Annotated in this window: 25 protein-coding genes; 8 read left to right on the top strand and 17 right to left on the bottom strand. The window is 42.4% G+C overall.

The features are described from left to right. Window positions 1-54: 54 nt before the first annotated feature. Window positions 55-741, bottom strand: a complete 687-nt coding sequence (istB, locus tag ACOIT5_RS20465) for an IS21-like element helper ATPase IstB (protein WP_423128029.1) — start codon at window positions 739-741, stop codon at window positions 55-57. Continuing rightward, window positions 689-967: a hypothetical protein gene (locus ACOIT5_RS20470; RefSeq protein ID WP_423126726.1), complete on the bottom strand. Its 279-nt coding sequence runs from the start codon at window positions 965-967 to the stop codon at window positions 689-691. The genes istB (ACOIT5_RS20465) and ACOIT5_RS20470 overlap by 53 nt, the downstream gene beginning before the upstream one ends. 133 nt (window positions 968-1,100) lie before the next feature. Between ACOIT5_RS20470 and istA (ACOIT5_RS20475) the strand changes: the two genes are divergently transcribed. Both istA (ACOIT5_RS20475) and istB (ACOIT5_RS20480) read left to right on the top strand, forming a co-directional pair. Next, window positions 1,101-2,612, top strand: coding sequence for an IS21 family transposase (gene istA / locus ACOIT5_RS20475; RefSeq protein ID WP_423128030.1), 1,512 nt, complete (start codon window positions 1,101-1,103; stop codon window positions 2,610-2,612). 42 nt (window positions 2,613-2,654) lie between these two features. Continuing rightward, a complete protein-coding gene (gene istB, locus ACOIT5_RS20480; protein ID WP_423127130.1) occupies window positions 2,655-3,374 on the top strand; it encodes an IS21-like element helper ATPase IstB in 720 nt (239 codons plus the stop codon). Window positions 3,375-3,405: 31 nt separating this feature from the next. Here istB (ACOIT5_RS20480) and ACOIT5_RS20485 read toward each other — a convergent pair whose 3' ends face one another. Continuing rightward, window positions 3,406-3,585: a hypothetical protein gene (locus tag ACOIT5_RS20485; RefSeq protein WP_423128031.1), complete on the bottom strand. Its 180-nt coding sequence runs from the start codon at window positions 3,583-3,585 to the stop codon at window positions 3,406-3,408. Between the two features lie 42 nt (window positions 3,586-3,627). Next, entirely contained in the window at window positions 3,628-5,139 is a 1,512-nt protein-coding gene (gene istA / locus ACOIT5_RS20490; protein ID WP_423126725.1) for an IS21 family transposase, read from the bottom strand. Between the two features lie 133 nt (window positions 5,140-5,272). On the opposite strand from istA (ACOIT5_RS20490), the gene ACOIT5_RS20495 reads away from it, so the two are divergent. The 6 genes from ACOIT5_RS20495 to ACOIT5_RS20520 all read left to right on the top strand — a co-directional run bounded on the left by ACOIT5_RS20495 (window position 5,273) and on the right by ACOIT5_RS20520 (window position 13,099). Then, the gene (locus ACOIT5_RS20495; protein ID WP_423126726.1) at window positions 5,273-5,551 is read left to right on the top strand and encodes a hypothetical protein; all 279 of its coding nucleotides are present in this window, start codon (window positions 5,273-5,275) and stop codon (window positions 5,549-5,551) included. 124 nt (window positions 5,552-5,675) lie between these two features. After that, window positions 5,676-6,863, top strand: coding sequence for an ATP-binding protein (locus ACOIT5_RS20500; RefSeq protein WP_423128032.1), 1,188 nt, complete (start codon window positions 5,676-5,678; stop codon window positions 6,861-6,863). Window positions 6,864-6,957: 94 nt separating this feature from the next. After that, window positions 6,958-9,156 (top strand): bi-domain-containing oxidoreductase, encoded by a 2,199-nt coding sequence (locus ACOIT5_RS20505; RefSeq protein WP_423128033.1) that lies wholly within the window; start codon window positions 6,958-6,960, stop codon window positions 9,154-9,156. 419 nt (window positions 9,157-9,575) lie between these two features. Continuing rightward, a complete protein-coding gene (locus tag ACOIT5_RS20510; protein ID WP_423128034.1) occupies window positions 9,576-9,884 on the top strand; it encodes a GIY-YIG nuclease family protein in 309 nt (102 codons plus the stop codon). 384 nt (window positions 9,885-10,268) lie between these two features. Further along, a complete protein-coding gene (locus ACOIT5_RS20515) occupies window positions 10,269-11,858 on the top strand; it encodes a heparinase II/III domain-containing protein (protein WP_423128035.1) in 1,590 nt (529 codons plus the stop codon). 2 nt (window positions 11,859-11,860) lie between these two features. Beyond that, window positions 11,861-13,099, top strand: a complete 1,239-nt coding sequence (locus tag ACOIT5_RS20520) for a glycosyltransferase family 4 protein (RefSeq protein WP_423128036.1) — start codon at window positions 11,861-11,863, stop codon at window positions 13,097-13,099. A 32-nt stretch (window positions 13,100-13,131) separates the two neighbouring features. Here ACOIT5_RS20520 and ACOIT5_RS20525 read toward each other — a convergent pair whose 3' ends face one another. The 13 genes from ACOIT5_RS20525 to ACOIT5_RS20585 form a co-directional block, all read right to left on the bottom strand. Then, entirely contained in the window at window positions 13,132-13,542 is a 411-nt protein-coding gene (locus ACOIT5_RS20525; protein WP_423128037.1) for a hypothetical protein, read from the bottom strand. Then, a complete protein-coding gene (locus ACOIT5_RS20530; RefSeq protein ID WP_423128038.1) occupies window positions 13,542-13,784 on the bottom strand; it encodes a hypothetical protein in 243 nt (80 codons plus the stop codon). The genes ACOIT5_RS20525 and ACOIT5_RS20530 overlap by 1 nt, the downstream gene beginning before the upstream one ends. A 123-nt stretch (window positions 13,785-13,907) precedes the next feature. Further along, the gene (locus ACOIT5_RS20535; protein ID WP_423128039.1) at window positions 13,908-14,297 is read right to left on the bottom strand and encodes a hypothetical protein; all 390 of its coding nucleotides are present in this window, start codon (window positions 14,295-14,297) and stop codon (window positions 13,908-13,910) included. Between the two features lie 80 nt (window positions 14,298-14,377). Then, on the bottom strand, window positions 14,378-14,791 hold the full coding sequence (locus tag ACOIT5_RS20540) for a helix-turn-helix domain-containing protein (RefSeq protein WP_423128040.1): 414 nt from the start codon (window positions 14,789-14,791) through the stop codon (window positions 14,378-14,380). A 587-nt stretch (window positions 14,792-15,378) separates the two neighbouring features. Then, window positions 15,379-16,137, bottom strand: coding sequence for a hypothetical protein (locus tag ACOIT5_RS20545; protein ID WP_423128041.1), 759 nt, complete (start codon window positions 16,135-16,137; stop codon window positions 15,379-15,381). Between the two features lie 441 nt (window positions 16,138-16,578). Further along, window positions 16,579-17,421 carry a BRO-N domain-containing protein gene (locus ACOIT5_RS20550; protein WP_423128042.1) on the bottom strand — a complete coding sequence of 281 codons (843 nt, stop codon included), beginning with the start codon at window positions 17,419-17,421 and terminating at the stop codon, window positions 16,579-16,581. Between the two features lie 24 nt (window positions 17,422-17,445). Then, window positions 17,446-18,294, bottom strand: coding sequence for a TIR domain-containing protein (locus tag ACOIT5_RS20555; protein WP_423128043.1), 849 nt, complete (start codon window positions 18,292-18,294; stop codon window positions 17,446-17,448). Continuing rightward, complete coding sequence (locus ACOIT5_RS20560) at window positions 18,291-18,782, bottom strand: hypothetical protein (protein ID WP_423128044.1); 492 nt, start codon at window positions 18,780-18,782, stop codon at window positions 18,291-18,293. The genes ACOIT5_RS20555 and ACOIT5_RS20560 overlap by 4 nt, the downstream gene beginning before the upstream one ends. A gap of 328 nt (window positions 18,783-19,110) precedes the next feature. Then, complete coding sequence (gene rhuM, locus ACOIT5_RS20565) at window positions 19,111-19,890, bottom strand: RhuM family protein (protein ID WP_423128045.1); 780 nt, start codon at window positions 19,888-19,890, stop codon at window positions 19,111-19,113. Between the two features lie 285 nt (window positions 19,891-20,175). Then, entirely contained in the window at window positions 20,176-20,889 is a 714-nt protein-coding gene (locus tag ACOIT5_RS20570) for a hypothetical protein (protein WP_423128046.1), read from the bottom strand. A gap of 556 nt (window positions 20,890-21,445) precedes the next feature. Further along, window positions 21,446-21,994 carry an ORF6N domain-containing protein gene (locus ACOIT5_RS20575; RefSeq protein WP_423128047.1) on the bottom strand — a complete coding sequence of 183 codons (549 nt, stop codon included), beginning with the start codon at window positions 21,992-21,994 and terminating at the stop codon, window positions 21,446-21,448. Window positions 21,995-22,134: 140 nt separating this feature from the next. Further along, window positions 22,135-22,950, bottom strand: coding sequence for a DUF3800 domain-containing protein (locus ACOIT5_RS20580; protein WP_423128048.1), 816 nt, complete (start codon window positions 22,948-22,950; stop codon window positions 22,135-22,137). A gap of 371 nt (window positions 22,951-23,321) precedes the next feature. Then, window positions 23,322-23,564, bottom strand: a complete 243-nt coding sequence (locus ACOIT5_RS20585) for a helix-turn-helix domain-containing protein (RefSeq protein WP_423128049.1) — start codon at window positions 23,562-23,564, stop codon at window positions 23,322-23,324. Between the last annotated feature and the right edge of the window lie 248 nt (window positions 23,565-23,812).

Genomic DNA, 23,812 nt, shown 5'->3' on the forward strand with positions numbered 1-23,812 from the left:
CGTATACCACCCAGGTTGAGTAACTAAATCGAAGAACTTATTTGACTGACAATATTACCGTTTTTTTCTTAAACTCTCACCTTTTAGTTCAAACCGGTGTGCCGTATAGACGATCCTGTCCAGAAAGCTGTCGGCCACGGTGGGTTCGGAAAAGACATCAAACCAACTGGCCACCGGCAACTGGCTGGCAATAATGGTTGACTTTCGGGCATGGCGGTCCTCGATGATTTCCATCAGATCCAGTTGCTGTTGTCCTTCCAGTGGCGATAATCCAAAATCGTCCAGGACAAGCAGCTCTGTTTTGGCCAGTTTGTCAAAAACCCGGGTTATAGTGCCTTCCAGTCGGGCAATCTTTAGTTTCATCATCAGCTTTTGCATATTAAAATACGCTACGCTATAGCCCAGTTCGCACGCTTTCAGTCCCAGGGCCGAGGCCAGTGAACTTTTGCCGACCCCGGTTAGTCCGACAATGATCACGGCCTCCCCGTTCTTGATGTAATCGCCCATGCCCAGCCTTGTCAACAGGGATTTGTCGATTCCCCTTGCCGGGTTGGTGTCGATTTGATCCAGGCTTATCCGGTAACGAAAGCGGGCATTCTTTTCCAGCCGGCTGAACCGGTTCATTTTACGCTGGTCCTGTTCTGCCTGGAGCAGCAGTGGATAATCCGGAGCACAACCACCCAGTAATTTAGAAAGAATCCAGAGGAAATGAACGTTTTTCAAAAGGAAAAAACATGACATTCCGGCGGATATGCACCCAAAAACGGGGTTGTTTGGGGCATTTTAGGTTGTAAAATGTGATTTTGAAGGAATCACGCTGCCCCGGCCAGACCGGTTCCGGAGCATAACCACCCAGTGGGTGCAAGTTATCCGAAAACGGGAGAAAACGGCACGGATTCCGGAGCATGACCACCCAAAAATGGGCCGCTAATCCAATGGCAGACAGGTGGATATTTTTTCGTGGCATCCCGTTGGCGGGTTCTGACAGAATCCGGAGCATATGCACCCACTAACCTGGTTTCCCTGAGTAACTTTTCGAGTACTTTGTGTGCTTATAAAACCAATCAAGCACACGGATTATGGCAAGAAAAGTAATACTTATGAGTCAGTTAAAACAAATTTTGAGGCTTCATCAGAGCGGGCTGTCCAACCGTCAGATCGGAAAAGAACTCGGCATTTACAAAGGGACGGTCAACAACTACATGCAAAAAATAGCATCCGGGAAACTGGATATCGGAGAGCTTCTTACCCTGGATGATCCGGTGCTGGAAGGCCGTTTTCATGCCGGAAACCCGGCCTACCTGGAAGATCGCTTTAATGAGCTGAAACAAATGCTCCCTTATCTTGAAGGAGAACTCAAACGCAGGCACGTGACCATCAAACTGCTTTGGCAGGAATACCGTGAAAAGCACCTGCAGGGGTACAGCTACTCCCAGTTCTGCTTTCATTTAAACCAGTTGCGTGTAGCCCGTAAATCTTCCGCGGTGCTGACCCACCAGCCCGGGCAGCAACTTTTTGTCGACTTTGCAGGGGATACGCTCTCTTACGTTGATCGTGAGACCGGGGAAGCGATAAAAGCGTATGTTTTCGTGGCTACCCTGCCTTACTCGGATTACAGCTTTGCCATGGCTGTTTCCCATCAGAACACGGAAAATTTTCTTTATGCACTTGGCTGCTGTTTGCAGGCACTCGGTGGTGTCCCCAAAATTGTGGTTTGTGATAACCTCAAGGCTGCCGTGATCAAAACCGACCGGTATGAACCGGACATTAACCGGGTGATGGACGATTTTGCCAACCACTATGGTTTTGCCGTGCTGGCTGCGCGTGTGCGGACCCCAAAAGACAAGGCTCTGGTGGAGAACCAGGTTAAGCTGGTTTACCAGCGGGTGTATGCCCGGTTGCGTAACCATGTCTTTTTTTCCCTGGCCGACCTGAACAGGGCGATCAGCGAAAAGATCCTGCAACATAACCAGACCCGGATGCAACAACGGGAGTACAGCCGCGAAGAACACTTTCTGGCCGATGAAAAAGGACTGTTAAAAGCCTTGCCCCTGTCAGGTTTTGATATCCGTTATTATGCGAGCCTGAGGGTGCAGCAAAACAGTTGTATTTACCTGGCACGGGACAAACACTATTATTCGGTTCCTTACGCCTGCACCGGGGAACAGGCCAGTGTGGTTTATACCCGTACCCTGGTGCGGATCTATTGCAAATCAGAGCTGGTTGCCACTCACCGGCGCACCATCGGTTTCGGATATACGCTCGTGCGGGAGCACATGCCATCGGCCCATCAGCATTACATGGACCGCAGCCCCGGGTACTACATGGACCTGGCCCGCAAACGGTCAGATGGCCTGCTCTGCCTGATGAAGATGATGTTTGCAAAGGAAGAAACGCCCGAGGTTTTATACAAACGCTGTGAGGGGTTGTTGAGCCTTCAACGCAAAACCGATCCCTTCTGTTTTGAAGAAGCCTGCCGGGTGGCCGTTGCCAACGGCATACCAAGTTATCAGTTTGTTCGCAGGCGAATCGAAAACAGGATGACATCGGATAAGCCTTCAACCATAAAGAAACTCCCCAAACACGGAAACATCCGGGGAGACTATCAATAATCAAGGAAAATAATCAGAGTACAAACCAAAAATGAAAAGAAGATGGATCAAATGATCACCCAACTCAGCGGGCTTCGGTTGTCAGGGATGGCCGCCTGCTGGAAAACATTAATTGAGACAAGAAAAACTACAGAACTTTCCCTGGAAGACGGGCTGGCCCTGCTGCTCCAGGCAGAACAGGACCAGCGTAAAATGAACCGGTTCAGCCGGCTGGAAAAGAATGCCCGCTTTCGTTACCGGATAAGCCTGGATCAAATCGACACCAACCCGGCAAGGGGAATCGACAAATCCCTGTTGACAAGGCTGGGCATGGGCGATTACATCAAGAACGGGGAGGCCGTGATCATTGTCGGACTAACCGGGGTCGGCAAAAGTTCACTGGCCTCGGCCCTGGGACTGAAAGCGTGCGAACTGGGCTATAGCGTAGCGTATTTTAATATGCAAAAGCTGATGATGAAACTAAAGATTGCCCGACTGGAAGGCACTATAACCCGGGTTTTTGACAAACTGGCCAAAACAGAGCTGCTTGTCCTGGACGATTTTGGATTATCGCCACTGGAAGGACAACAGCAACTGGATCTGATGGAAATCATCGAGGACCGCCATGCCCGAAAGTCAACCATTATTGCCAGCCAGTTGCCGGTGGCCAGTTGGTTTGATGTCTTTTCCGAACCCACCGTGGCCGACAGCTTTCTGGACAGGATCGTCTATACGGCACACCGGTTTGAACTAAAAGGTGAGAGTTTAAGAAAAAAACGGTAATATTGTCAGTCAAATAAGTTCTTCGATTTAGTTACTCAACCTGGGTGGTATACGCCGGATTACTGGGTGGTAGCTTCCGGAATAGCCACAGCAGGGCCAGCCCGTCTTCCAGGGAAAGTTCTGTAGTTTTTCTTGTCTCAATTAATGTTTTCCAGCAGGCGGCCATCCCTGACAACCGAAGCCCGCTGAGTTGGGTGATCATTTGATCCATCTTCTTTTCATTTTTGGTTTGTACTCTGATTATTTTCCTTGATTATTGATAGTCTCCCCGGATGTTTCCGTGTTTGGGGAGTTTCTTTATGGTTGAAGGCTTATCCGATGTCATCCTGTTTTCGATTCGCCTGCGAACAAACTGATAACTTGGTATGCCGTTGGCAACGGCCACCCGGCAGGCTTCTTCAAAACAGAAGGGATCGGTTTTGCGTTGAAGGCTCAACAACCCCTCACAGCGTTTGTATAAAACCTCGGGCGTTTCTTCCTTTGCAAACATCATCTTCATCAGGCAGAGCAGGCCATCTGACCGTTTGCGGGCCAGGTCCATGTAGTACCCGGGGCTGCGGTCCATGTAATGCTGATGGGCCGATGGCATGTGCTCCCGCACGAGCGTATATCCGAAACCGATGGTGCGCCGGTGAGTGGCAACCAGCTCTGATTTGCAATAGATCCGCACCAGGGTACGGGTATAAACCACACTGGCCTGTTCCCCGGTGCAGGCGTAAGGAACCGAATAATAGTGTTTGTCCCGTGCCAGGTAAATACAACTGTTTTGCTGCACCCTCAGGCTCGCATAATAACGGATATCAAAACCTGACAGGGGCAAGGCTTTTAACAGTCCTTTTTCATCGGCCAGAAAGTGTTCTTCGCGGCTGTACTCCCGTTGTTGCATCCGGGTCTGGTTATGTTGCAGGATCTTTTCGCTGATCGCCCTGTTCAGGTCGGCCAGGGAAAAAAAGACATGGTTACGCAACCGGGCATACACCCGCTGGTAAACCAGCTTAACCTGGTTCTCCACCAGAGCCTTGTCTTTTGGGGTCCGCACACGCGCAGCCAGCACGGCAAAACCATAGTGGTTGGCAAAATCGTCCATCACCCGGTTAATGTCCGGTTCATACCGGTCGGTTTTGATCACGGCAGCCTTGAGGTTATCACAAACCACAATTTTGGGGACACCACTGAGTGCCTGCAAACAGCAGCCAAGTGCATAAAGAAAATTTTCCGTGTTCTGATGGGAAACAGCCATGGCAAAGCTGTAATCCGAGTAAGGCAGGGTAGCCACGAAAACATACGCTTTTATCGCTTCCCCGGTCTCACGATCAACGTAAGAGAGCGTATCCCCTGCAAAGTCGACAAAAAGTTGCTGCCCGGGCTGGTGGGTCAGCACCGCGGAAGATTTACGGGCTACACGCAACTGGTTTAAATGAAAGCAGAACTGGGAGTAGCTGTACCCCTGCGGGTGCTTTTCACGGTATTCCTGCCAAAGCAGTTTGATGGTCACGTGCCTGCGTTTGAGTTCTCCTTCAAGATAAGGGAGCATTTGTTTCAGCTCATTAAAGCGATCTTCCAGGTAGGCCGGGTTTCCGGCATGAAAACGGCCTTCCAGCACCGGATCATCCAGGGTAAGAAGCTCTCCGATATCCAGTTTCCCGGATGCTATTTTTTGCATGTAGTTGTTGACCGTCCCTTTGTAAATGCCGAGTTCTTTTCCGATCTGACGGTTGGACAGCCCGCTCTGATGAAGCCTCAAAATTTGTTTTAACTGACTCATAAGTATTACTTTTCTTGCCATAATCCGTGTGCTTGATTGGTTTTATAAGCACACAAAGTACTCGAAAAGTTACTCAGGGAAACCAGGTTAGTGGGTGCATATGCTCCGGATTCTGTCAGAACCCGCCAACGGGATGCCACGAAAAAATATCCACCTGTCTGCCATTGGATTAGCGGCCCATTTTTGGGTGGTCATGCTCCGGAATCCGTGCCGTTTTCTCCCGTTTTCGGATAACTTGCACCCACTGGGTGGTTATGCTCCGGAACCGGTCTGGCCGGGGCAGCGTGATTCCTTCAAAATCACATTTTACAACCTAAAATGCCCCAAACAACCCCGTTTTTGGGTGCATATCCGCCGGAATGTCATGTTTTTTCCTTTTGAAAAACGTTCATTTCCTCTGGATTCTTTCTAAATTACTGGGTGGTTGTGCTCCGGATTATCCAGTACAAGAGCTTCCGTTAACTAATTCTTACCTTTTTTGTTTTCTTCAATAAACAAAAACGCGTATATTTGACTCCTGCAATAAACAAAAAATAATGGAATCCTTATTCGAACGGTCGAGACAAAAAACCAGGTATGCCCCTGTGGCGTTCGTCCGTGGTATCATGGATAAAATTGCCTGGGACGCACGTTTAATAGGTATCAGGGGGGCACGCGGAGTGGGCAAAACCACCCTGTTGCTTCAATATATTAAACTCAACCTGCCCCGCGACCATACCGTTATTTACGTGAGCTTAGACCACATCTGGTTTGCAGAGCACAAGTTATACGATTTTACCGACACCTTTGTAAAGCAGGGGGGCAAGTCACTGTTTCTCGACGAGGTGCACAAATACCCCAACTGGGCGCAGGAAATAAAGAACATATACGACGATTTCCCGGAATTGAAGATTGTGTTTACCGGTTCCTCGCTTTTGGAAATACTCAACGCCCGGGCCGATTTAAGCCGCAGGGCAGTTGTCTATGAAATTCAGGGCTTTTCGTTTCGCGAGTACCTGAACCGTAACCTGAAAACAAACTTTCCGGTTGTTACGCTCCATCAGATTATTTCGAACCATATTCAACTGTCGGAGAATGTTTTATCTCAAATAAAAGTTTTTGAGCATTTCCCGGATTACCTGAAAAACGGGTATTATCCGTTTTACAACGAAATGCCGGCGCTATACAGCCACCGGATAAATGAGATCATCAGTATGTCGTTGGAAATTGAGCTGCCTATGCTCAGGGGGGTTGATGTGGCATTTGTTCCCAGAATAAAACAACTGTTGCAAATTATTGCCGAGTCGGTGCCTTTCGTGCCAAATATCACCAAACTCAGCGAGCGGATTGGAATTACCCGAAAATCATTACTGACTTATCTTTATGCACTTGAAGAAAGCCACCTGACCATTTATCTGCATAAAAATATTTCGGGGATAAGTAAACTTCAAAAACCAGAAAGGATTTTTCTTGAAAATACCAATTTGATGTACGCGCTTTCAGGAGATGTCAGTAAGGAAGGCAATGTAAGGGAAACTTTTTTTGCCAACCAGCTAAAGGAATCACACCGGTTACAATATACCCCAACAGGGGATTTTCTGATCGATGGAATGTACACGTTCGAAATAGGTGGAAGAAATAAAGGAACCAGCCAGGCCTTGCCCAATGCTTTTGTGGCAGCCGATAACATTGAATACGGCATGAAAGACAAAATTCCGTTATGGCTCTTCGGATTTCTTTATTGACAGAAAAGATGGACGAGAAAAGGTAGAGGCGGAAAATCAGAGAACGGAGACCAGGGGCAGAGATCTGTCTTCTGACTTCAAAAAAAATATTATTATGAAACAAATTATACAAGATTTAAAAAAAGGCGATACAATACTTGAAGAAGTACCTGCCCCCATCGTTAAACCCGGAACGGTACTCATAAAAACCACCCGTAGTTTGGTGTCGCTGGGCACTGAGCGTATGTTGGTGGAGTTTGGCAAAGCCGGTTTAATTGAAAAAGCCCGCCAGCAACCCGATAAGGTAAAACAGGTGCTCGACAAAATGAAGGCCGAAGGCATTTTGCCTACCCTGGAGGCGGTATTTAACAAGCTCAACCAGCCTCTGCCCCTGGGCTATTGTAACGTGGGGGTAGTAGAAGCCGTGGGCAAAGGAGTACACAGTTTTCAGGTGGGCGACCGGGTAGCCTCAAATGGTCACCATGCAGAGTATGTCTGCATTCCGGAGAATCTCTGTGCAAAAATACCGGATCAGGTAAGCGACGAAGAAGCAAGCTTTACCGTAATTGGAAGCATTGGCCTGGAAGGGATTCGTTTGTGTAACCCCACTTTTGGCGAAACCATCGTGGTGGTTGGACTGGGACTAATCGGGCTGGTCACGGCCCGGTTGTTAAAAGCAAACGGCTGCCGTGTAATCGGCTATGACTTTGACCCGGAGAAAGTGGAACTTGCGCAGAACGGGGGAATTATTGCTTTTAATCCGGCAAACGGAACTGATCCGGTCAAATTTGTACAAAACGTCACCAATGGCATCGGCGCCGATGGGGTGATCATCACCGCATCGAACAAAAGCGATGAGATTATTCATCAGGCTGCCGAAATGAGCCGATTGCGCGGCCGCATCATCCTCGTGGGTGTCATCGGTCTCGGCCTTCGACGCGACGATTTTTACAAAAAGGAGCTCTCTTTCCAGGTGTCTTGTTCTTACGGCCCCGGACGTTACGATGAAAATTACGAACAAAAAGGGCAGGATTATCCTGTTGGCTATGTGCGCTGGACCGAAAAACGAAATTTTGAAGCTATCCTGCAAGCTATTTCGGCCGGCCAACTCGATGTAAAACCGCTAATTACCGAGCGGGTTCCTTTAGACCAGTACAGGCAGATTTACGGAGACATGCGTAAATCCGGCTCCATAGCCTCCATCCTCGTCTATCCCGAAAACAGCCAGCGCAACACTTCGGTCAGCCTGACCAGCCAATTGTTTAAAGCAACCAAAGGCGTATTCGGTATTATCGGGGCAGGTAATTTTACTTCATCAACCATCATCCCCGGCATGAACGCAGCGGGAGCCATGCTGAAAACCATTGCCAGCGCCGGAGGACTGTCGGCCAAAACGCTGGCCCGAAAAGGCAGCATCGCCGTAGCCACTTCAGATTACCGGGAGATTATCAACGATCCGGATATCGACACCGTCATGATCACGACCCGCCATAACCTGCATGCCTCGATGACCATCGAAGCCTTGCAGGCCGGGAAAAATGTATTTGTGGAGAAACCGCTCTGTTTAACCACAGACGAACTTCAAAACATTGTCATTGCGAGGGAGGAGACGCGACTACCGAAGCAAGTTGTCACGAATAACTCAGGTGCTTCAAATGAAAAGATTGCCGCGTCGATTACGTCTCCTCGCCATGATGGCACTGCCCTCATGGTGGTAGTTGGCTTCAATCGCCGGTTTGCTCCGCTCGCTCAAAAAATGAAAACATTATTGGGCAATAGCCCTAAAAACATTGTGGCTACGATGAACGCGGGTTTCATTCCGCCCGAACTGTGGGTACACGATTTGGAAGCGGGCGGCGGCCGCATCATTGGCGAAGCCTGCCACTACATCGATTTATGTACCTACCTGGCCGGAAGCATGGTAAAAGCTGTTTGCATGAACAGTATGGGCTTAAACCCCGAAGAAAATACCGACAATGCCAGTATCTTACTGAAATATGAAAATGGGACGAATGCCGTTATCAACTACTTTGCCAATGGAAGCAAGGCCTACTCAAAAGAACGGATTGAAGCCTACAGTCAGGAAAGAACCCTCATCATCGATAATTGGCGAACGCTAAAAGTCTATGGCGTCAAAGGCTTTTCGAAGCAAAAAACAAGGTTGGACAAAGGCCATAAAAACCAGTTCAGGTTGTTGGTTGAGTCGGTTAAAACCGGGAAACCCATCATTCCGTTTGAAGAGATCGTAAACACAACGAAAGCCAGTTTTGCAGCCATACAAAGTTTGAAGGAAGGAAGATGGATAGAAGTATAAAAGAATGAAGGAATGTTGCTTCGCTGCGTTCGCCATGACAAGTCGGTCTTTAACATACAAGGCATGGTGTATAAAAGCGGATTGCTTCGCTTCGCTCGCAATGACGACAAGACACCAATAAGAGGGTCACAGGTATGGCGTAGCCGCCATACCTGTGACTTCCCCCAAAGTCAGCGTCATTGCGAGGAACGACCGGAGGGAGTGACGAAGCAATCTGCCTGTAGCGATACGATTGACAGGAAAAGAAGCGGCGGGAAGCAATCTCGTGATCAAATAATGTTCAAATGAAACGAGCCATGAACGCCACAGTTTACGCCCAAGGTGATGTTTATCGGCGAATTCCATACCGTTGATGTTCGTTAGAAAAGTGGTGCAGTTTAGTACGAACGTTATGCGTCGTTAAATTGAAAAATAAACGTATGAAAAAAGGAGGTTATGTATATATTCTGACCAACAGTTCTAATGTTGTTTTGTACGTGGGAGTGACCAGTAATCTGGCCTATCGTCTTCATCAACATTTAACAGACCGATTTGAAAATTCTTTTACTGGCAGATATCGTGTTAAAAAATTGGTGTACTATGAAGAATTCGATTGTATCGAAGATGCTATCCGACGTGAAAAACAACTCAAGGCAGGATCAAGACATAAGAAAATTGAATTGATCAACCGGTTTAATCCTGACTGGAAAGATCTTTTCAATGCGATTAACCGAGGAATTATATCGTAGTTGCCTTAAAGTGATAAAGAAGTAAATAGTTGACAATAAATAAAAATTATTTGAATGGATTGCTTCGCTGCGCTCGCCATGACAAGTCGGTCTTTAGCATACAAGGCATGGCGTATAAAAGCGGATTGCTTCGCTGCACTCGCAATGACGACAAGACACCAATTAGAGAGGCACAGGTATGGCGGCGTAGCCGCCATACCTGTGCCTTCCCCCAAAGTCAGCGTCATTGCGAGGAACGACCGGAGGGAGTGACGAAGCAATCTGCCTGTAGCGATACGATTGACAGGAAAAGGGAGTGACGAAGCAATCTGCCTGTGGTGATACGATTGACAGGAAAAGGGAATGACGAAGCAACCTGTAAGCGAAAATAAAAATGTAATGTATATGAGCCAGCTCGTTCTAATATTCTATACGGTTCGCCATCTCAGGCCAATACAAATCCGGTATCAGCTCTGGTATCGGGTGCGTCGGTATTGGAGACGATTAATTGGTTTCAGGTATCCGTTGTCGATTCAAAGAGACGGGTACCCCCTGCATCTCACTCCCTGGATTGAAAAATCGGTTTCTTTCGAACAAACAGCATTTACCTTTCTTAATCAGTCGCTGGACTATCCCGGGACGATTGACTGGAATGAACCCCGGAACGGGAAGCTCTGGTCTTATAACCTCAACTACATGGATTACCTGCTTCAAACAGGCATGAATCAGGAAAAAGGCTTGATCCTCATCGAACAATTCATTACCGGCTTACCTGGCAATGCAAGCGGAACTGAGCCCTACCCCACCGCGCTTCGTGGCATCAACTGGATCAAGTTTTTTTCTCAATACGCAATACACAATACGCAATACTCATCTTCTCTTTATGCCCAATATTTGATACTCCTAGACAACCTGGAATACCATCTGTTGGGCAATCATTTGCTTGAAGACGGCTTCAGTCTGCTTTTCGGAGCTTTTTATTTTAAAGATGAAATTTTTTACCGAAAAGCTCGCGAAATTATCATAGATGAGTTACAGGAACAGGTTTTGGAGGATGGCGCCCATTTTGAACTTAGCATCATGTATCACCAGATTTTACTTGATCGGCTACTCGATTGTATTAATCTACTGAAAAACAACGTTCAATTTGCCGATCAAAAACAGTTCCTCGGGTATTTGTTGCAAAAAGCACAGAAAATGTTGGGCTGGCTCAATGCTTTAACATTTGCAAATGGCCAGGCGCCCTTACTTAATGATGCGGCCCCAAACATTGCCCCCACGGCCGAGCAATTGAATGATTATGCCGGCAAATTGGACCTGATCGGTGATCATTTGTCTAACTCGTGGATGCTTTCCGAATCGGGCTACCGGAAATTTGTTGGCTCCAATTATGAGTGTATTCTGGATGTCGGCGCAGTCGGCCCTGCCTATCAACCGGGTCATGCTCATGCCGACACGTTTAACTTTATATTGAACGTTCATCAAAAACCAGTCATTGTCGATACGGGCATTTCGACATACGAACCCAGCGCAATCCGGTTGGAAGAACGCGGAACCGCTGCCCATAATACGGTTACTGTTTTGGACAAAAACTCATCTGAAGTATGGTCTTCATTTCGGATGGCTCGTCGGGCCCATGTAAAAATTCGGAAAGAAACCGATCATACAATTGTTGCTGAACACGACGGATATCGCCGATTAAAAACCATCCATCATAGGGAATGGAAGTTTATGGAAGACCGAATCATCGTTGAAGATAACATCGTCGGCAAAATAACCGAAGGTAAAGCACATATCTGGCTTTCACCGGGTGTAACCCCGGTAAAAATAAACGACTCTGTAATAACAGACGACGTTTCAGTTCAATTTGCAAATGCCGATGAAGTACGATTAATATCTGCAAAAATTCCTTTGGGATATAATAAATTTGCTGACAATTATAAGATTGAGATCCTCTTTAAAAATCAATTAAACACGACAATAACGATTCAGTAAACATGAAAATTCTTTTTTTAACCGATAATTTTCCACCCGAAGTCAATGCACCGGCTACCCGTACCTACGAACATTGTAAAGAATGGGTAAAACTTGGAGCCGAAGTTACTGTAATTACCTGTTTTCCAAATTTTCCCCAGGGAAAAGTATATGAAGGATATAAAAATCAATTGAAAAAAGTGGAGTGGATTGACGGGATCAAAGTTATTCGCGTATGGAGTTACATTACAGCCAACGAAGGATTTATAAAACGAACCCTCGATTATATTTCGTTCTCGATCACGTCATTTTTTGCAGGTCTTTTTGAAAAAACAGATATTATTATAGCGACCTCTCCTCAATTTTTCACCGCGTTGGCGGGCCGTACGCTTTCCTTTTGGAAACGTAAACCCTGGATGATCGAAATCCGTGACCTTTGGCCGGAATCCATCAAAACGGTGGGTGCTATGGAGGATAATGTTTTTATCCGTTATTTTGAGAAAGAAGAAAAATGGAATTATCACAGCGCATCAAAAATCATCGTTGTGACTGATAGTTTTAAGGAAACAATCAAAACTAAAGGAATTGATCCCGATAAAATTGAAGTAATTAAGAACGGCGCTAATCTTGACTTATATGAGCCAAAACCTAAGAACGAAGCGCTTCTTACTGAACTTAAGCTGAGAGGAAAGCTGATTTTAGGTTACATTGGCACACACGGAATGGCCCATAAACTGGATTTTATCCTTGACTGTGCCAAACAGTTACAGGAAACTCAACCTCAATACCATTTTTTGTTTATTGGGAACGGTGCCGAGAAAAATACGTTGATCGAAAAAGTAAAATCAGAAAACATCCGTAATGTGACCATGCTGGATTCTGTTCCTAAAAATGAAGTAGCGGATCATTTGAGCATTCTTGATGCTGCCATTATCAACCTCAGAAAAAGTGATTTGTTTACAACCGTTATCCCTTCAAAAATTTTTGAAACAGCCGCTATGCAGATTCCTATCCTGATAGGAGTTGATGGTGAGGCCCGTTCAATTATTGAAAAGTATAAAGCAGGTTTGTATTATCAACCGGAAAATAAATCCGATTTTATAGAGAAAATCAACTTACTGTTTTCGGATCCTGAAGCAATAGTGAGATACAAAGCAGGCTGTGAAAAGCTGGCCAATGACTTCGACCGAAAAATACTGGCAAAAGCAATGTATGAAATAATCAAGTCCGTTGTCCCACAGCGCCACCCCAATACACTTTGAGGGTTTCTCCAAACTTTTTTATCAGTATCTTGTTAATCTTTGATTTCTTCTAACTCACCTTTGAAGAATTGAGTTGGTATAACTAATGTACCAACAACATTACCCATGTTTGCAGTTAATGTGGAGATAAACGACCTTATATAGGGAAACATTATCGCGGGCGCATTTGAATTAACGAATGCTTTCCGCAAATCAGCGTTAAGTTCAGATTCCAATTCAAAACTCCCAACAGCCCTTAGTATCAATTCAAAAAATCTTTCATCCTTTAGCTCAATGTCCATAATGATTTTAAAAACATTTGAATCATCAGCAGGGTAAAAGACTTTTGGTTCACATTTAATATCTATTTTTAACTCACCTTCTCTAGGAGCAAGAGCATTAAAATTGACATTTAAAATATCAACCCCATGAAATATCAGTTTGGCTTGTTTATTTACTTCCATTACGCAGCTTTTGCTAATTGCTCACATGGATTATTCTCGTTCGTGCAGTTATATTCAGTGTGTTTAGGTAAATCCATGTTAAAAGAGTAAGGATTTCCTTTATATTGTGTAAAACATCCGGCCCCTAAAAAACTTTCAAGATTATCTTTTCGTTGATTTAATATCCAACTACACAAACTTTCTGAAGTTTCTTTAGCAAGAGCTTCGTCAAGTCTTTTTTCAAGTTCGTTTAAATCAATCATCTCTTAAATATTTAATTACATTCCATGCCAGAATGGAACGCAAAGTTATTAATTATTTGCAAATTATAAACAGCTATTTGAATCCGTTTCCTGTAGTATAAGTCTCTTACCAGCAAGTCATCACTAACAGGTAAAGTCTTGGAACATAACCCCATCAGTGATTTCCGACCATTTAGCCTTGTCTTTAAAGTATTGGTTTATCTCTTTAACAGATGCTTTTAATCCTGTCTTCATTGAAATATGCTTTGCAGCTTTTTCAATCTGCTTTACCCAAAAATTATAGTGCTCCTCATTGAAAACAGTATCTAACACATTTTCACATTCAATAGATGCTTTATATATTTCAAAGTAACCAGTATTCCTTTTGCTTTTGTGTCCCCAATGTATTGCATCTGTCTCATCATTCCAAAAATAATAAGCTGTACCCAACCAAGCATTACGTCTTAAACAAATGATTGGTTTTGTCAGTTTGTTATCCCATTTCTCCTGTGTATGATACATCAATCGTTTCAAGTCAACTTTGAATTAATAAATTATGATCTAATCTACTTTTTCCCAACCAACACCAGCAACTGATCAATCTTCTCCTTGCACTACTTATTCTTATCCAATAGTTCTATCACCTTCTGGCTTATTGTCATCATGTTCTCCATCAGCTTCAACACAGACTGCATGAGTTGCTCGTTATGCGGATTAAAGTTCGCGCCAATATAGTTTCCAACACCTGCCGCCGGAGAATTTTGTATATTTTCTACGAAGTTACTTGGGGTGGTCGAAACGATCTGCAGCGGATCAACTTTAAGAAATTCCGCAACTTTTTGGATCATTTCGATAGTGATCTTACTTTCGCCCCGCTCATATTTGGTGTAGGCGGCTTCGCTGAGACCAATATGCTCGGCGACTTCAAATGCTTTTTTGTCGCGCAGCTTCCGGAATAAGGCCAGGTTGCGGCCAATACTTTTGTTTTCCAATACGGTAAAGTGGTCGTTTTCTTCGTGAGTGCTCATATCAATAGTTATTTAAAACAATTTTTTCGTTAGGTAAAACTACCAAATATATGAACATAGCCCAAAAATTATGTCCTAAACTTGCTCTTGTCAAACATCGTTTCGTTTGCCCGATTAAGTAACAATAATACGAATTAAAAACAGAAAAACCTGTTGGACAATACTCATGGCTTAATCAGACTTCCCGTTCATAAAAAACGACACAACGCGCCCGATATGCTCCGCCAGGGAGGGTTTTTGATGGTGTGCAATAGTTCATTTAAAACGACAGCAGTCAAAAGTGGAAACTTACAGCAAATTTCAAATACTGTCGTTATAAACGACTGCCAGCTTCCCCCCTCGTTTCCGCTTCGCTCAAACGAGGCTGTGAGTCTGTCTCACATTGGTGCAGTGCGGTAAAGTCCTTACCAGGTTTTAAACCAGCTCCATATTCAACCGGAAACCTCATGCACGGTACACTTTACAAAAGCGCGCCGGCGGGGTGTAACTCAACCGGGAACAATCGCTGGGCGCTGCACGCCGCTCATGTTCCTGTTTATTAGCGGTTGCCATTTATCTCATTTTTATATTTTCATCAAAATCCTACATTAATCAACTGTTATTATCCTACCATGAATGTCATATTTAATAGATTTAGAACCTATTCTAACCATACGATCATGTATATCGTAGGATAAAGCTTCCGAACCAATCTTGTCAATACGGTTGCTAATGTCATAAGAAATTGATTTAGAACCTATTTTAACCACACGATCATGTATATCATAGGATATAGCTTCCGAACCAATCTTGTCAATACGGTTGTTAATGTCATAAGAAATAGATTTAGAACCTATTCTAACCACACGACCATGTATATCGTAGGATAAAGCTTCCGAACCAATCTTGTCAATACGGTTGCTAATGTCATAAGAAATTGATTTAGAACCTATTTTAACCACACGATCATGTATATCATAGGATATAGTTTCCGAACCAATCTTGTCAATACGGTTATTAATGTCATATGTAATAGATTTAGAACCTATTTTTTCAATACGACCATGAATATCATAGGCGATTGATTTTGAATCTATTTCTTTGTTCAGGTTATGTTTGTCATTTGAATTAGAATTAGCTGATGACTGCTTTTTGTAATCCATTATAATGTTATAATAAGCTATAGTTTCTGCTAGATTAAGATCTATGAAATCACCTTGTATTGACACTTTTATATTTCCAACAGTAATACTTTTAGCATCATACCCAATAATAATTTCAACTTCACTGTCTTGAGCTATTATCCGATTTGAACAAATTATCAGGATTAAAAGGAAATAGACTTTTGATGTATTCAAATATTTCATATTGTTTTTTTTTATGGTTACCGCGTAGAGTAGAGCCTGACAGTCCATTCTCATTTTGCACATAAATGTACAAATTTGAACGGACTGTCAGTACCCCCTCATCAAACCGTACGTGAACTATTCGCTCATACGGCTTACCCCCCCACCCAGATCGAAAATCCGGCGTTAATAAGTACCGGATGGCTTATCCGGTCCAACCTCAAACCGCCTGCTTTGGTGCATATCCCGATGAGCCGGGGAACAATCGCTGGGCGCTGCACGCCGCTTCTGTTCCTATTTATTACCAACTGGCTTTTATTTTTTCTTTCATTTTTTCTCAATTTTGCTGCAATTTTTCAGTCCTTGGGCTGGGGTAGACACACTCTTTGACAAGTTTTGGTTTGTGTGGCTGGCTTTGCGCGACTTGGCAATGTGTGTGGCTGCGAAGCGCTGATGTTGGTATCATTTCTCTCCGATTTCCTTATTTTTGTTTTTATCAAGCTGTTTTGCATTTTGGCTTGTTACAACCCTTTTCCCTGTTTTTTCTTCAATCTCCCGCCTTGTATTACCGGCAATTGTTCCGCCTTGACCTGCAATTCGTTTGTTATCGTTAAATGTTTTTGGTTTTTTTTCTTTCGAAATCTCGGTTGTTGTTGCTTCTGCAAGCATGTTTAAAACCAGTTCAAGATTTGTCATGTGGTCGCGCAAATTTTCTTTTTTCAAATCTTTCAGGTTTTTGTATTGTTTGGTTGTGAAACCGCTCCATGCTTTTGTAATCTCATCAGTCAAAATTGCGTATTCCTGCCCTTTTTTGACGCCCCGGTTTTCCCATTCATCGGTTAATTCCTTTCTGACATCGATGCTTTTTAAACGCTGGTTTATCCACTCTTTACTATATCCTTTTCGCAGGTAGGTTTCCATCAAACGGTCTATTCCTAACTCGGGGTCTTCAATCTCATCTATGCGTTCACGACCAACCTGGGCCAGCCACATTTTAAAGGGTTCGGCTTTAGGTGAAGGAATGCTTTGTATTAACCGGAAAAGTTGCTCGGTATCGGCAACATCCGTTTTGCGCATCTTCCCATCAGCAGCAACCATTTTCAAAGCGTTACAATTTGTAACGGTTTCATTTCCCTCATCTAACAGCCTCTTTTTCAAAACCCTCCAGTATGTTTGAGGATTTTCGCTTTCAGTTAGCACAGCTATTACATCAACAATTGAAAAATACCATTTTTCGTCCTCATCGTCCCAGTGGGTGCGGATTTGCTTCTCGTTGAATAATTTGATAGCAGTTTCTCTGGTCATATTATTCTGTTTTTAATTGAATTTTTAATTTAATACTCTTTCTGATATTCCTTTAGCAATTTCTTCAATAGTAAAACTCGAAGTATTTAAAGCCAACATATCAGCTATAATCGGACTATATTTTAACACTTCATTTTTACTGATTTTATGCCAAATCGGTAATATCACTTTTTCTCCATTTACTTCTCTTGCGAAAAGACCGTCTAATTCTCTTTGAGGCCATTCTTTGTTAAAAAATGCTTCTGATAATACCACAATCCCGTAACGGGAATTTTTCAAACCATTATCAATTGAACGCCTAAGACTGTCACCAATTCGCAATGAAAATTCATCGTACCAGACTTTGAGTCCATTTGACTGAAGGCTATTTACAAATGGCCTGACAAATTCGTCTTTGTCTTCTGAAGCATGCGAAACAAAAACATCGTAGATTGTCTGTTCTGTTTGAGTGGGTTTCAAAACATCAAAAGAATGGAGTGATTGAAGATTTTGTCTTTCCATTTCCCTTGTAATCTCTTTTTGCAATGAAAGCATTTCTTTCTGTTCCTTCATTGCTTTATCCCGTTCTTTTTGTTCCTCTTTGCTTAGTTTACTTTGAAGGTCGTATTTCTTTTTCTGTTTATCAGCAAGTGATTTAGATTTTGAGCTTTTATCCTTTTCCAGTCTATTGATTTCGTCGTTCTTGCGTTGCAAATCTTTTTGATAGGTGATTACCCTTTTTAAATCCTTCTCCCTTGATATTTTAGTCAATATGCCATTAGCTTCTTTCGATTTTCGATTAATGTTAGAATCTAAAGTTTGTATGCTTTTCTCAATCGTGTTTATTTCACGGTCAACAGTGGCTATTTGTCTTGAAATATAATCAATGCTCATTTTCCGCTGTATTCAATTATTTCAATTTCTTCTTCAGTCAAGTCATAAAGTTGATAAACCAATTGGTCTATTTGGTTTTCTAATTTGGAAGTATCTGCATCTGAATTTTCAGATTTTAATTTCAATACTTCCTTAACAATTTCACTAATTGGTTTCTGTAATTCATCGTTAACATTTGGGATTGGAAGTTTTCTTAATTCTGTTAATGTTGTTTGTCTAAAATCGTCTTTTGTAGCAATTGAAGATGAGTTTAAATACAAGATGGATATTAATTTGCTTGCCATGATACCTGTCAGAAAATAACAATCGAATTTTTCATCTATCGGTATAGAGAAATCTAGTGTAAGATTTTTCAGTCCTCTAGTTTTAAAGATTGAGATAGCTGCGCAAAAATCTTTAACATTGAATGAGTTTACTTTCCCTGTTAATTCAATAGTGTTATCAATTTGTCTGAACCAAGTCGTTCTTATATGAGATCTTCTTTGCATCTGTGTTATTATTACCGCGTAGAGTAGAGCCTGACAGTCCATCCTCATTTTGCACATAAATGTACAAATTATGGGCAGACTGTCAGTACCCCCTGCATCAAACCGTACGTGAACTATTCGCTCGTACGGCTCCCCCCCCATCCAGATCGAAAAATCCGGCGTTAACCGGATGGCATATCCGGGCCAGCCTCAAACCGCCTGCTTTAGTGCATATCCTGATGAGCCGGGGCATGCTTCGCAAAACCGCGTCTGCCGGACCGGGAGTTTGATGTTATTCTTTTGGTTTTATTGTAATCAATAAAAAATTATTCTCTTCATATCAATTCTTTTAATTGATTAGCTTCTCTCTTTCAAGCTTTTCAATCATCTCCCGGGCATCAAGACCAATCTTTGAAAAGGCGAACCATTTCTTACCCAAATCCTTCAACGAAGCCCCGATATGATAGATTGTTTGGCGGTCGATAATCAAAAAACGGTCGCGCGACCGGGTGAACTGCTTTATTTCAATTCGCGGATATTGCGCATTGAACCGTTTCAGATCAAGCTTCAGCTGATGTGAAATATTCGCGGAATATACCGTTGCGCTTACATTCGCCTTCCTTTTTGACAATAATGCCAAAACGTTTTCATCAATGTAGTTATCAATCAGGATAATGGACTGGTTGGCTGCTTTGATCAGATCCGAAACAAAAACGTGGGCATCGAATATTTGTCCGTCATAAAAAACACCTTCGTGAGGCGGTAAATTTGTTTTTATGCGGAAGTCGAATTCATCGAATTTTCTTTTCAGGTTATTCACATCATTTTCAATCCGTTCAAAGCGCTGGCTAACGACATAACCTCTTAATAAATAATCTTTTAAGATTTTATTCGCCCATATTCGAAACTGGATTCCACGCTGCGATTTCACACGGTAGCCGACGGAAATAATGACATCCAGGTTATATAGCTTGATGACTTTTTCCTGTGTTTTTCCGGCTATTGCACCATGCTGAGTGGTATGTAAGAAATCCTTACATACCATACTTCTTTCCAGTTCTCCTTCTTTGAAGATATTGGAAATATGCATGGTTACGTTATTTCTTGTGGTTTGAAATAACTCAGACATCTGGGCTTGGGTCAACCACACCGTTTCTTCTTATTCAATGCGAACTTCGAGCTGAAAATCCGCCTTATCGCTAGCCTTATAAATAACTATTTCACCTTGTTCCATAAACTATTTCGATCAGAATTAACCGGCACTCGTTATTTAACTTTTCTCCCCAACCACCCCAAATCCTCAACATCACTTTTACCCAAAAACCCCGGCGGGGTGTAGTTCAACCGGGAATAATTGCTGGGCGCTGCACGCCGCTCATGTTCCTATTTATTAGCGGTAGATTTTTTATTTCTCTCAATACTTTACACATAAGATAATTACCACAGAGATAAATGATAAACAACTTATTAAAAAAGAAATCGTGGTCAATCGACCAAAGAGTTTAAACCTTTTTGATGAGTTGGGTTGAAACATTTTATTCGCAATTTTATCAGAAAGCCCAAATGCCTCTTGATAAGTGTCTTTGGCATAATTCATGGCAAATTCAAATTCTTGTTTTGCTCCCTGTGCAATTATTTGATAGCGTTTCTTTAAGTCATTAAGGACTATTTGTTTACCCTCTGGATTTAATTTTGTATATTCTTCCAATACATGGGAAACATCGTCGTCATAGTCTATTTTTAAGCGTCTTACTACTTCATTGATATCATTTTCATCTGAAATGTCATCGGGATTTACCTCCATGATTTGTTGCCTGGAAAAAGCACCTTGAAGATAAAATTCAATACTTTGATAGTGTATCTGATAAATATAAAAGAACCATCTGTATAGTACCCCTGAAATTATCGAAGTTGAGAGTAAAATTAAAACTGTCTTTATTGTGCAATGGTCAAATGAATTATTGAATTTTGCTAGATTGGTCACGATTATCGAAAGTCCTCCAATTGAGAAGCCGACAATCCAAATCATAAATTTCTCTGAATTATTGAAGTTGTATCTTTGATTTTCACGATGCTTTTCGAGATTTTCAAAGAATGTGTCCATTACAAATTCAAATGGTCTTTTCATGTTTGTTTATTGTTGTGAATGTCTGTTTTAAATTTACCGCGTAGAGTAGAGCCTGACAGTCCATTCTCATTTTGCACATAAATGTACAAATTTGAACGGACTGTCAGTACCCCCTCATCAAACCGTACGTGAACTATTCGCTCATAAGGCTTACCCCCCATCCAAATCGAAAATCCGGCGTTAATAAGTACCGGATGGCATATCCGGGACAGCCTTCTTTTCGGAAAACCCGGAAAGCTACCCCATTTAAAAAAAAGTAGTAAATGCAAGCATTTTTTTGAGCTGTGCCCGGGCCGGAAACTTACAGCAAATTTCAAATACTGTCGTTATAAACGACTGCCAGCTTCCCCCTCGTTTCCGCTTCGCTCAAACGAGGAGGAGTTGGGGAGGCCGGAATTGCACCCCGAAATTTCGGGGCCGGACAGCCGCCGCCTGCTTTGTGTATGTCCGGAGGAGCGGGGGGCAATAAAAATGTTGTCTTGTGATTTCAAATCTTCAGGTGAAGAAAAAATAGCACAGATTTGTCTCCAGAGGCGTACTTCCTATGCGGCTTAAATTACTTTTCTGATCTCCTAAACCCGATGGGGCTATGTGATTTGGCAGCAAGTTTTTGCTTCATGGCCAATTCGGTCAACGCAATATAGATGTCATCAAACTTCTCTTCATTTTCGTCGCCAACCTCTTCCAAGGCTTTAATGCGTTCCTTAATTTCTTCCAGTTCCCGGGAAAGAGACGATGGAGCAGCCTGTACCATATATCTCCGGATAGCAATAAATGCCCGTATGATATTAATGTTTATCTCAATAGCCCTCGAACTCTTCAAAACACTCGAAAGCATGGCCACACCAGGCTCAAGAAATGCGTATGGCACAGCGCCCCCCAAATAGCTCTTGGATGGTATCACATTTTGTGATACCAGTTTATTTATCTCATTATCTACAAGTTCAAACATAAAATCGGGAGGAAATCTTTCGATATTCCGCCTCACGGCTTGTTTTAAAACCCGCGTCTCAACTTCGTATAGTTGCGCCAAATCGAAGTCCAACATAACCTGCTGACCCCTGATCTCGTGAATTTTGCTTTGAATAACCTGTAACTCCATCATTTAAACTTGCTGTTGTTTCCGGTACCTGCACAATATTAGCCAGCTTTTGTTTCCTTTCCCTCCAGCCGCTCCAACCGGGAATAATCGCTCGGCGCTGCACGCCGCTCATGTTCCTATTTATTATGCCCTGTTGTTTATTTTTATTTTATACAGTCCGGTGCGAGTTGATAATAAAGTTCAGCAGTATCACATCTTCCTCTGCTTGGGTACATTATTGAACTCGGAACAGAACTTTTTTTAATTAAGTCAAACCACTCATCTAATCTTATGTCCTCACCGTCATATTTTGCAGCGATTCTATTTTCTTTTATCTCAACGTATCTCCTAATAAAATAACAAATAAAATCGGCAACCTGAATAAGTCCGACTTGTTCTGAATTAGCCCAATATGGAACATCCACAATTTGATTTAACCTACTATCTTTTCTTGATTTTCCATAGAAACTGTCACTCCATGCAGGTGGATTGTTTATTAGGTCTGCGAAAGCAGCTTTCTCCATTTCTTCATTGTCAAAGATGAGAATTGTGTGTCCCTTTGTTTTTTCAAGTCTTTGATATTTCTTTTGAATCCCAAGTATTACATGAAATGCCATTGCTTTCCAAATTGAATCTATTTCGTTTGGAATTTTGCCTATTCTTTTTTCTTCTTCATATTTGTCTTTGTCAATAACACTTATGATAAGTTCGTGCTTTCTAGCATTTAGCCATTCTATAATAGCAGTTATAATTTCAGCTCTTTCCACACCAGAGATTCCTCTCCATATTCCGTTACCTGGGTAGAAGTCTTTTGTGTGTAATTCTAAAACTGGTCTTTTGATGATTCGAGAAAGAGTTTCTAATAAGTTATTCCAATGTTCTTTTGTTTTATGCATTCTCTGGCTGTCTACAATTACTCCAGTCATTACAGCGAAGGGTTCTCCTCCAGTTCCACTCTCATCAAAATAACCTATTTTCATTTTGTAATCTTTTTGTTTTCACAATTGGCCATAACGTCGGGCTATATTTACTAAGTACATATAGCCCGCTATTACTTGGTTGTCGTTATATTAGTTAGCTGCACAAATTACGAAACCCAAACCAATTTTACCATAAGTAAAACTAATTTAAAGTTGTTCTAAATAACATAAATCCAAGACAAAAAAGGGAAATGGGATAAAAAGGTCAAAGCACTTATAAATGACATTTACAAAATTCACTTGAAGCTTATAACGACAAGGAACAACTGCTTTTTCAACATCTCTTTGAAAGCGATATATACAACTTCAACATTATATCGAGAGTAAATAAAAAAGGAAACGATAATTCTTAATCAAACACAACAACATAATTAATCCACTTCGGAGCAATCGAAGTCCAATAACTCTTGGGGACTTCTTCCTAAACCTTTAGCCAAATCTATAAGGGTAGTAAATGCGATATCTCTTTTTCCATTCTCTACATCGCTTACAGTTGCTTTAATTAGTCTATCACTATTCATAACGACATCATCCTGGCTTAGCCGTGAATCTGTTCGGAGTTTCTTTATATGCTGCCCGAATTTTAGTAATATCCTTTCCTTTTGTATCTCCATTTTTACCCCTTTTTTGAAAAGGACGGAATTCTTACGAACTTGTGAGGAACAAACATTTGTCTTAATCAGGAATATCTATACCATATTTCTTTTCAAATTCATCGAACAATTTCTTAAGTGAGTACTTTTCGTGCCTACAGATATTATACATTGTAGATAACGGAATGTCATACCCGTCGGTACTTTTCAGCTTACTGATGGTTGATGAAGAAATTCCACATAATTTGGCATATCTATTTTGAGAAATT

Origin of the sequence: Gaoshiqia hydrogeniformans (assembly GCF_049347105.1) — a bacterium.
Classification (GTDB): domain Bacteria; phylum Bacteroidota; class Bacteroidia; order Bacteroidales; family Prolixibacteraceae; genus Gaoshiqia; species Gaoshiqia hydrogeniformans.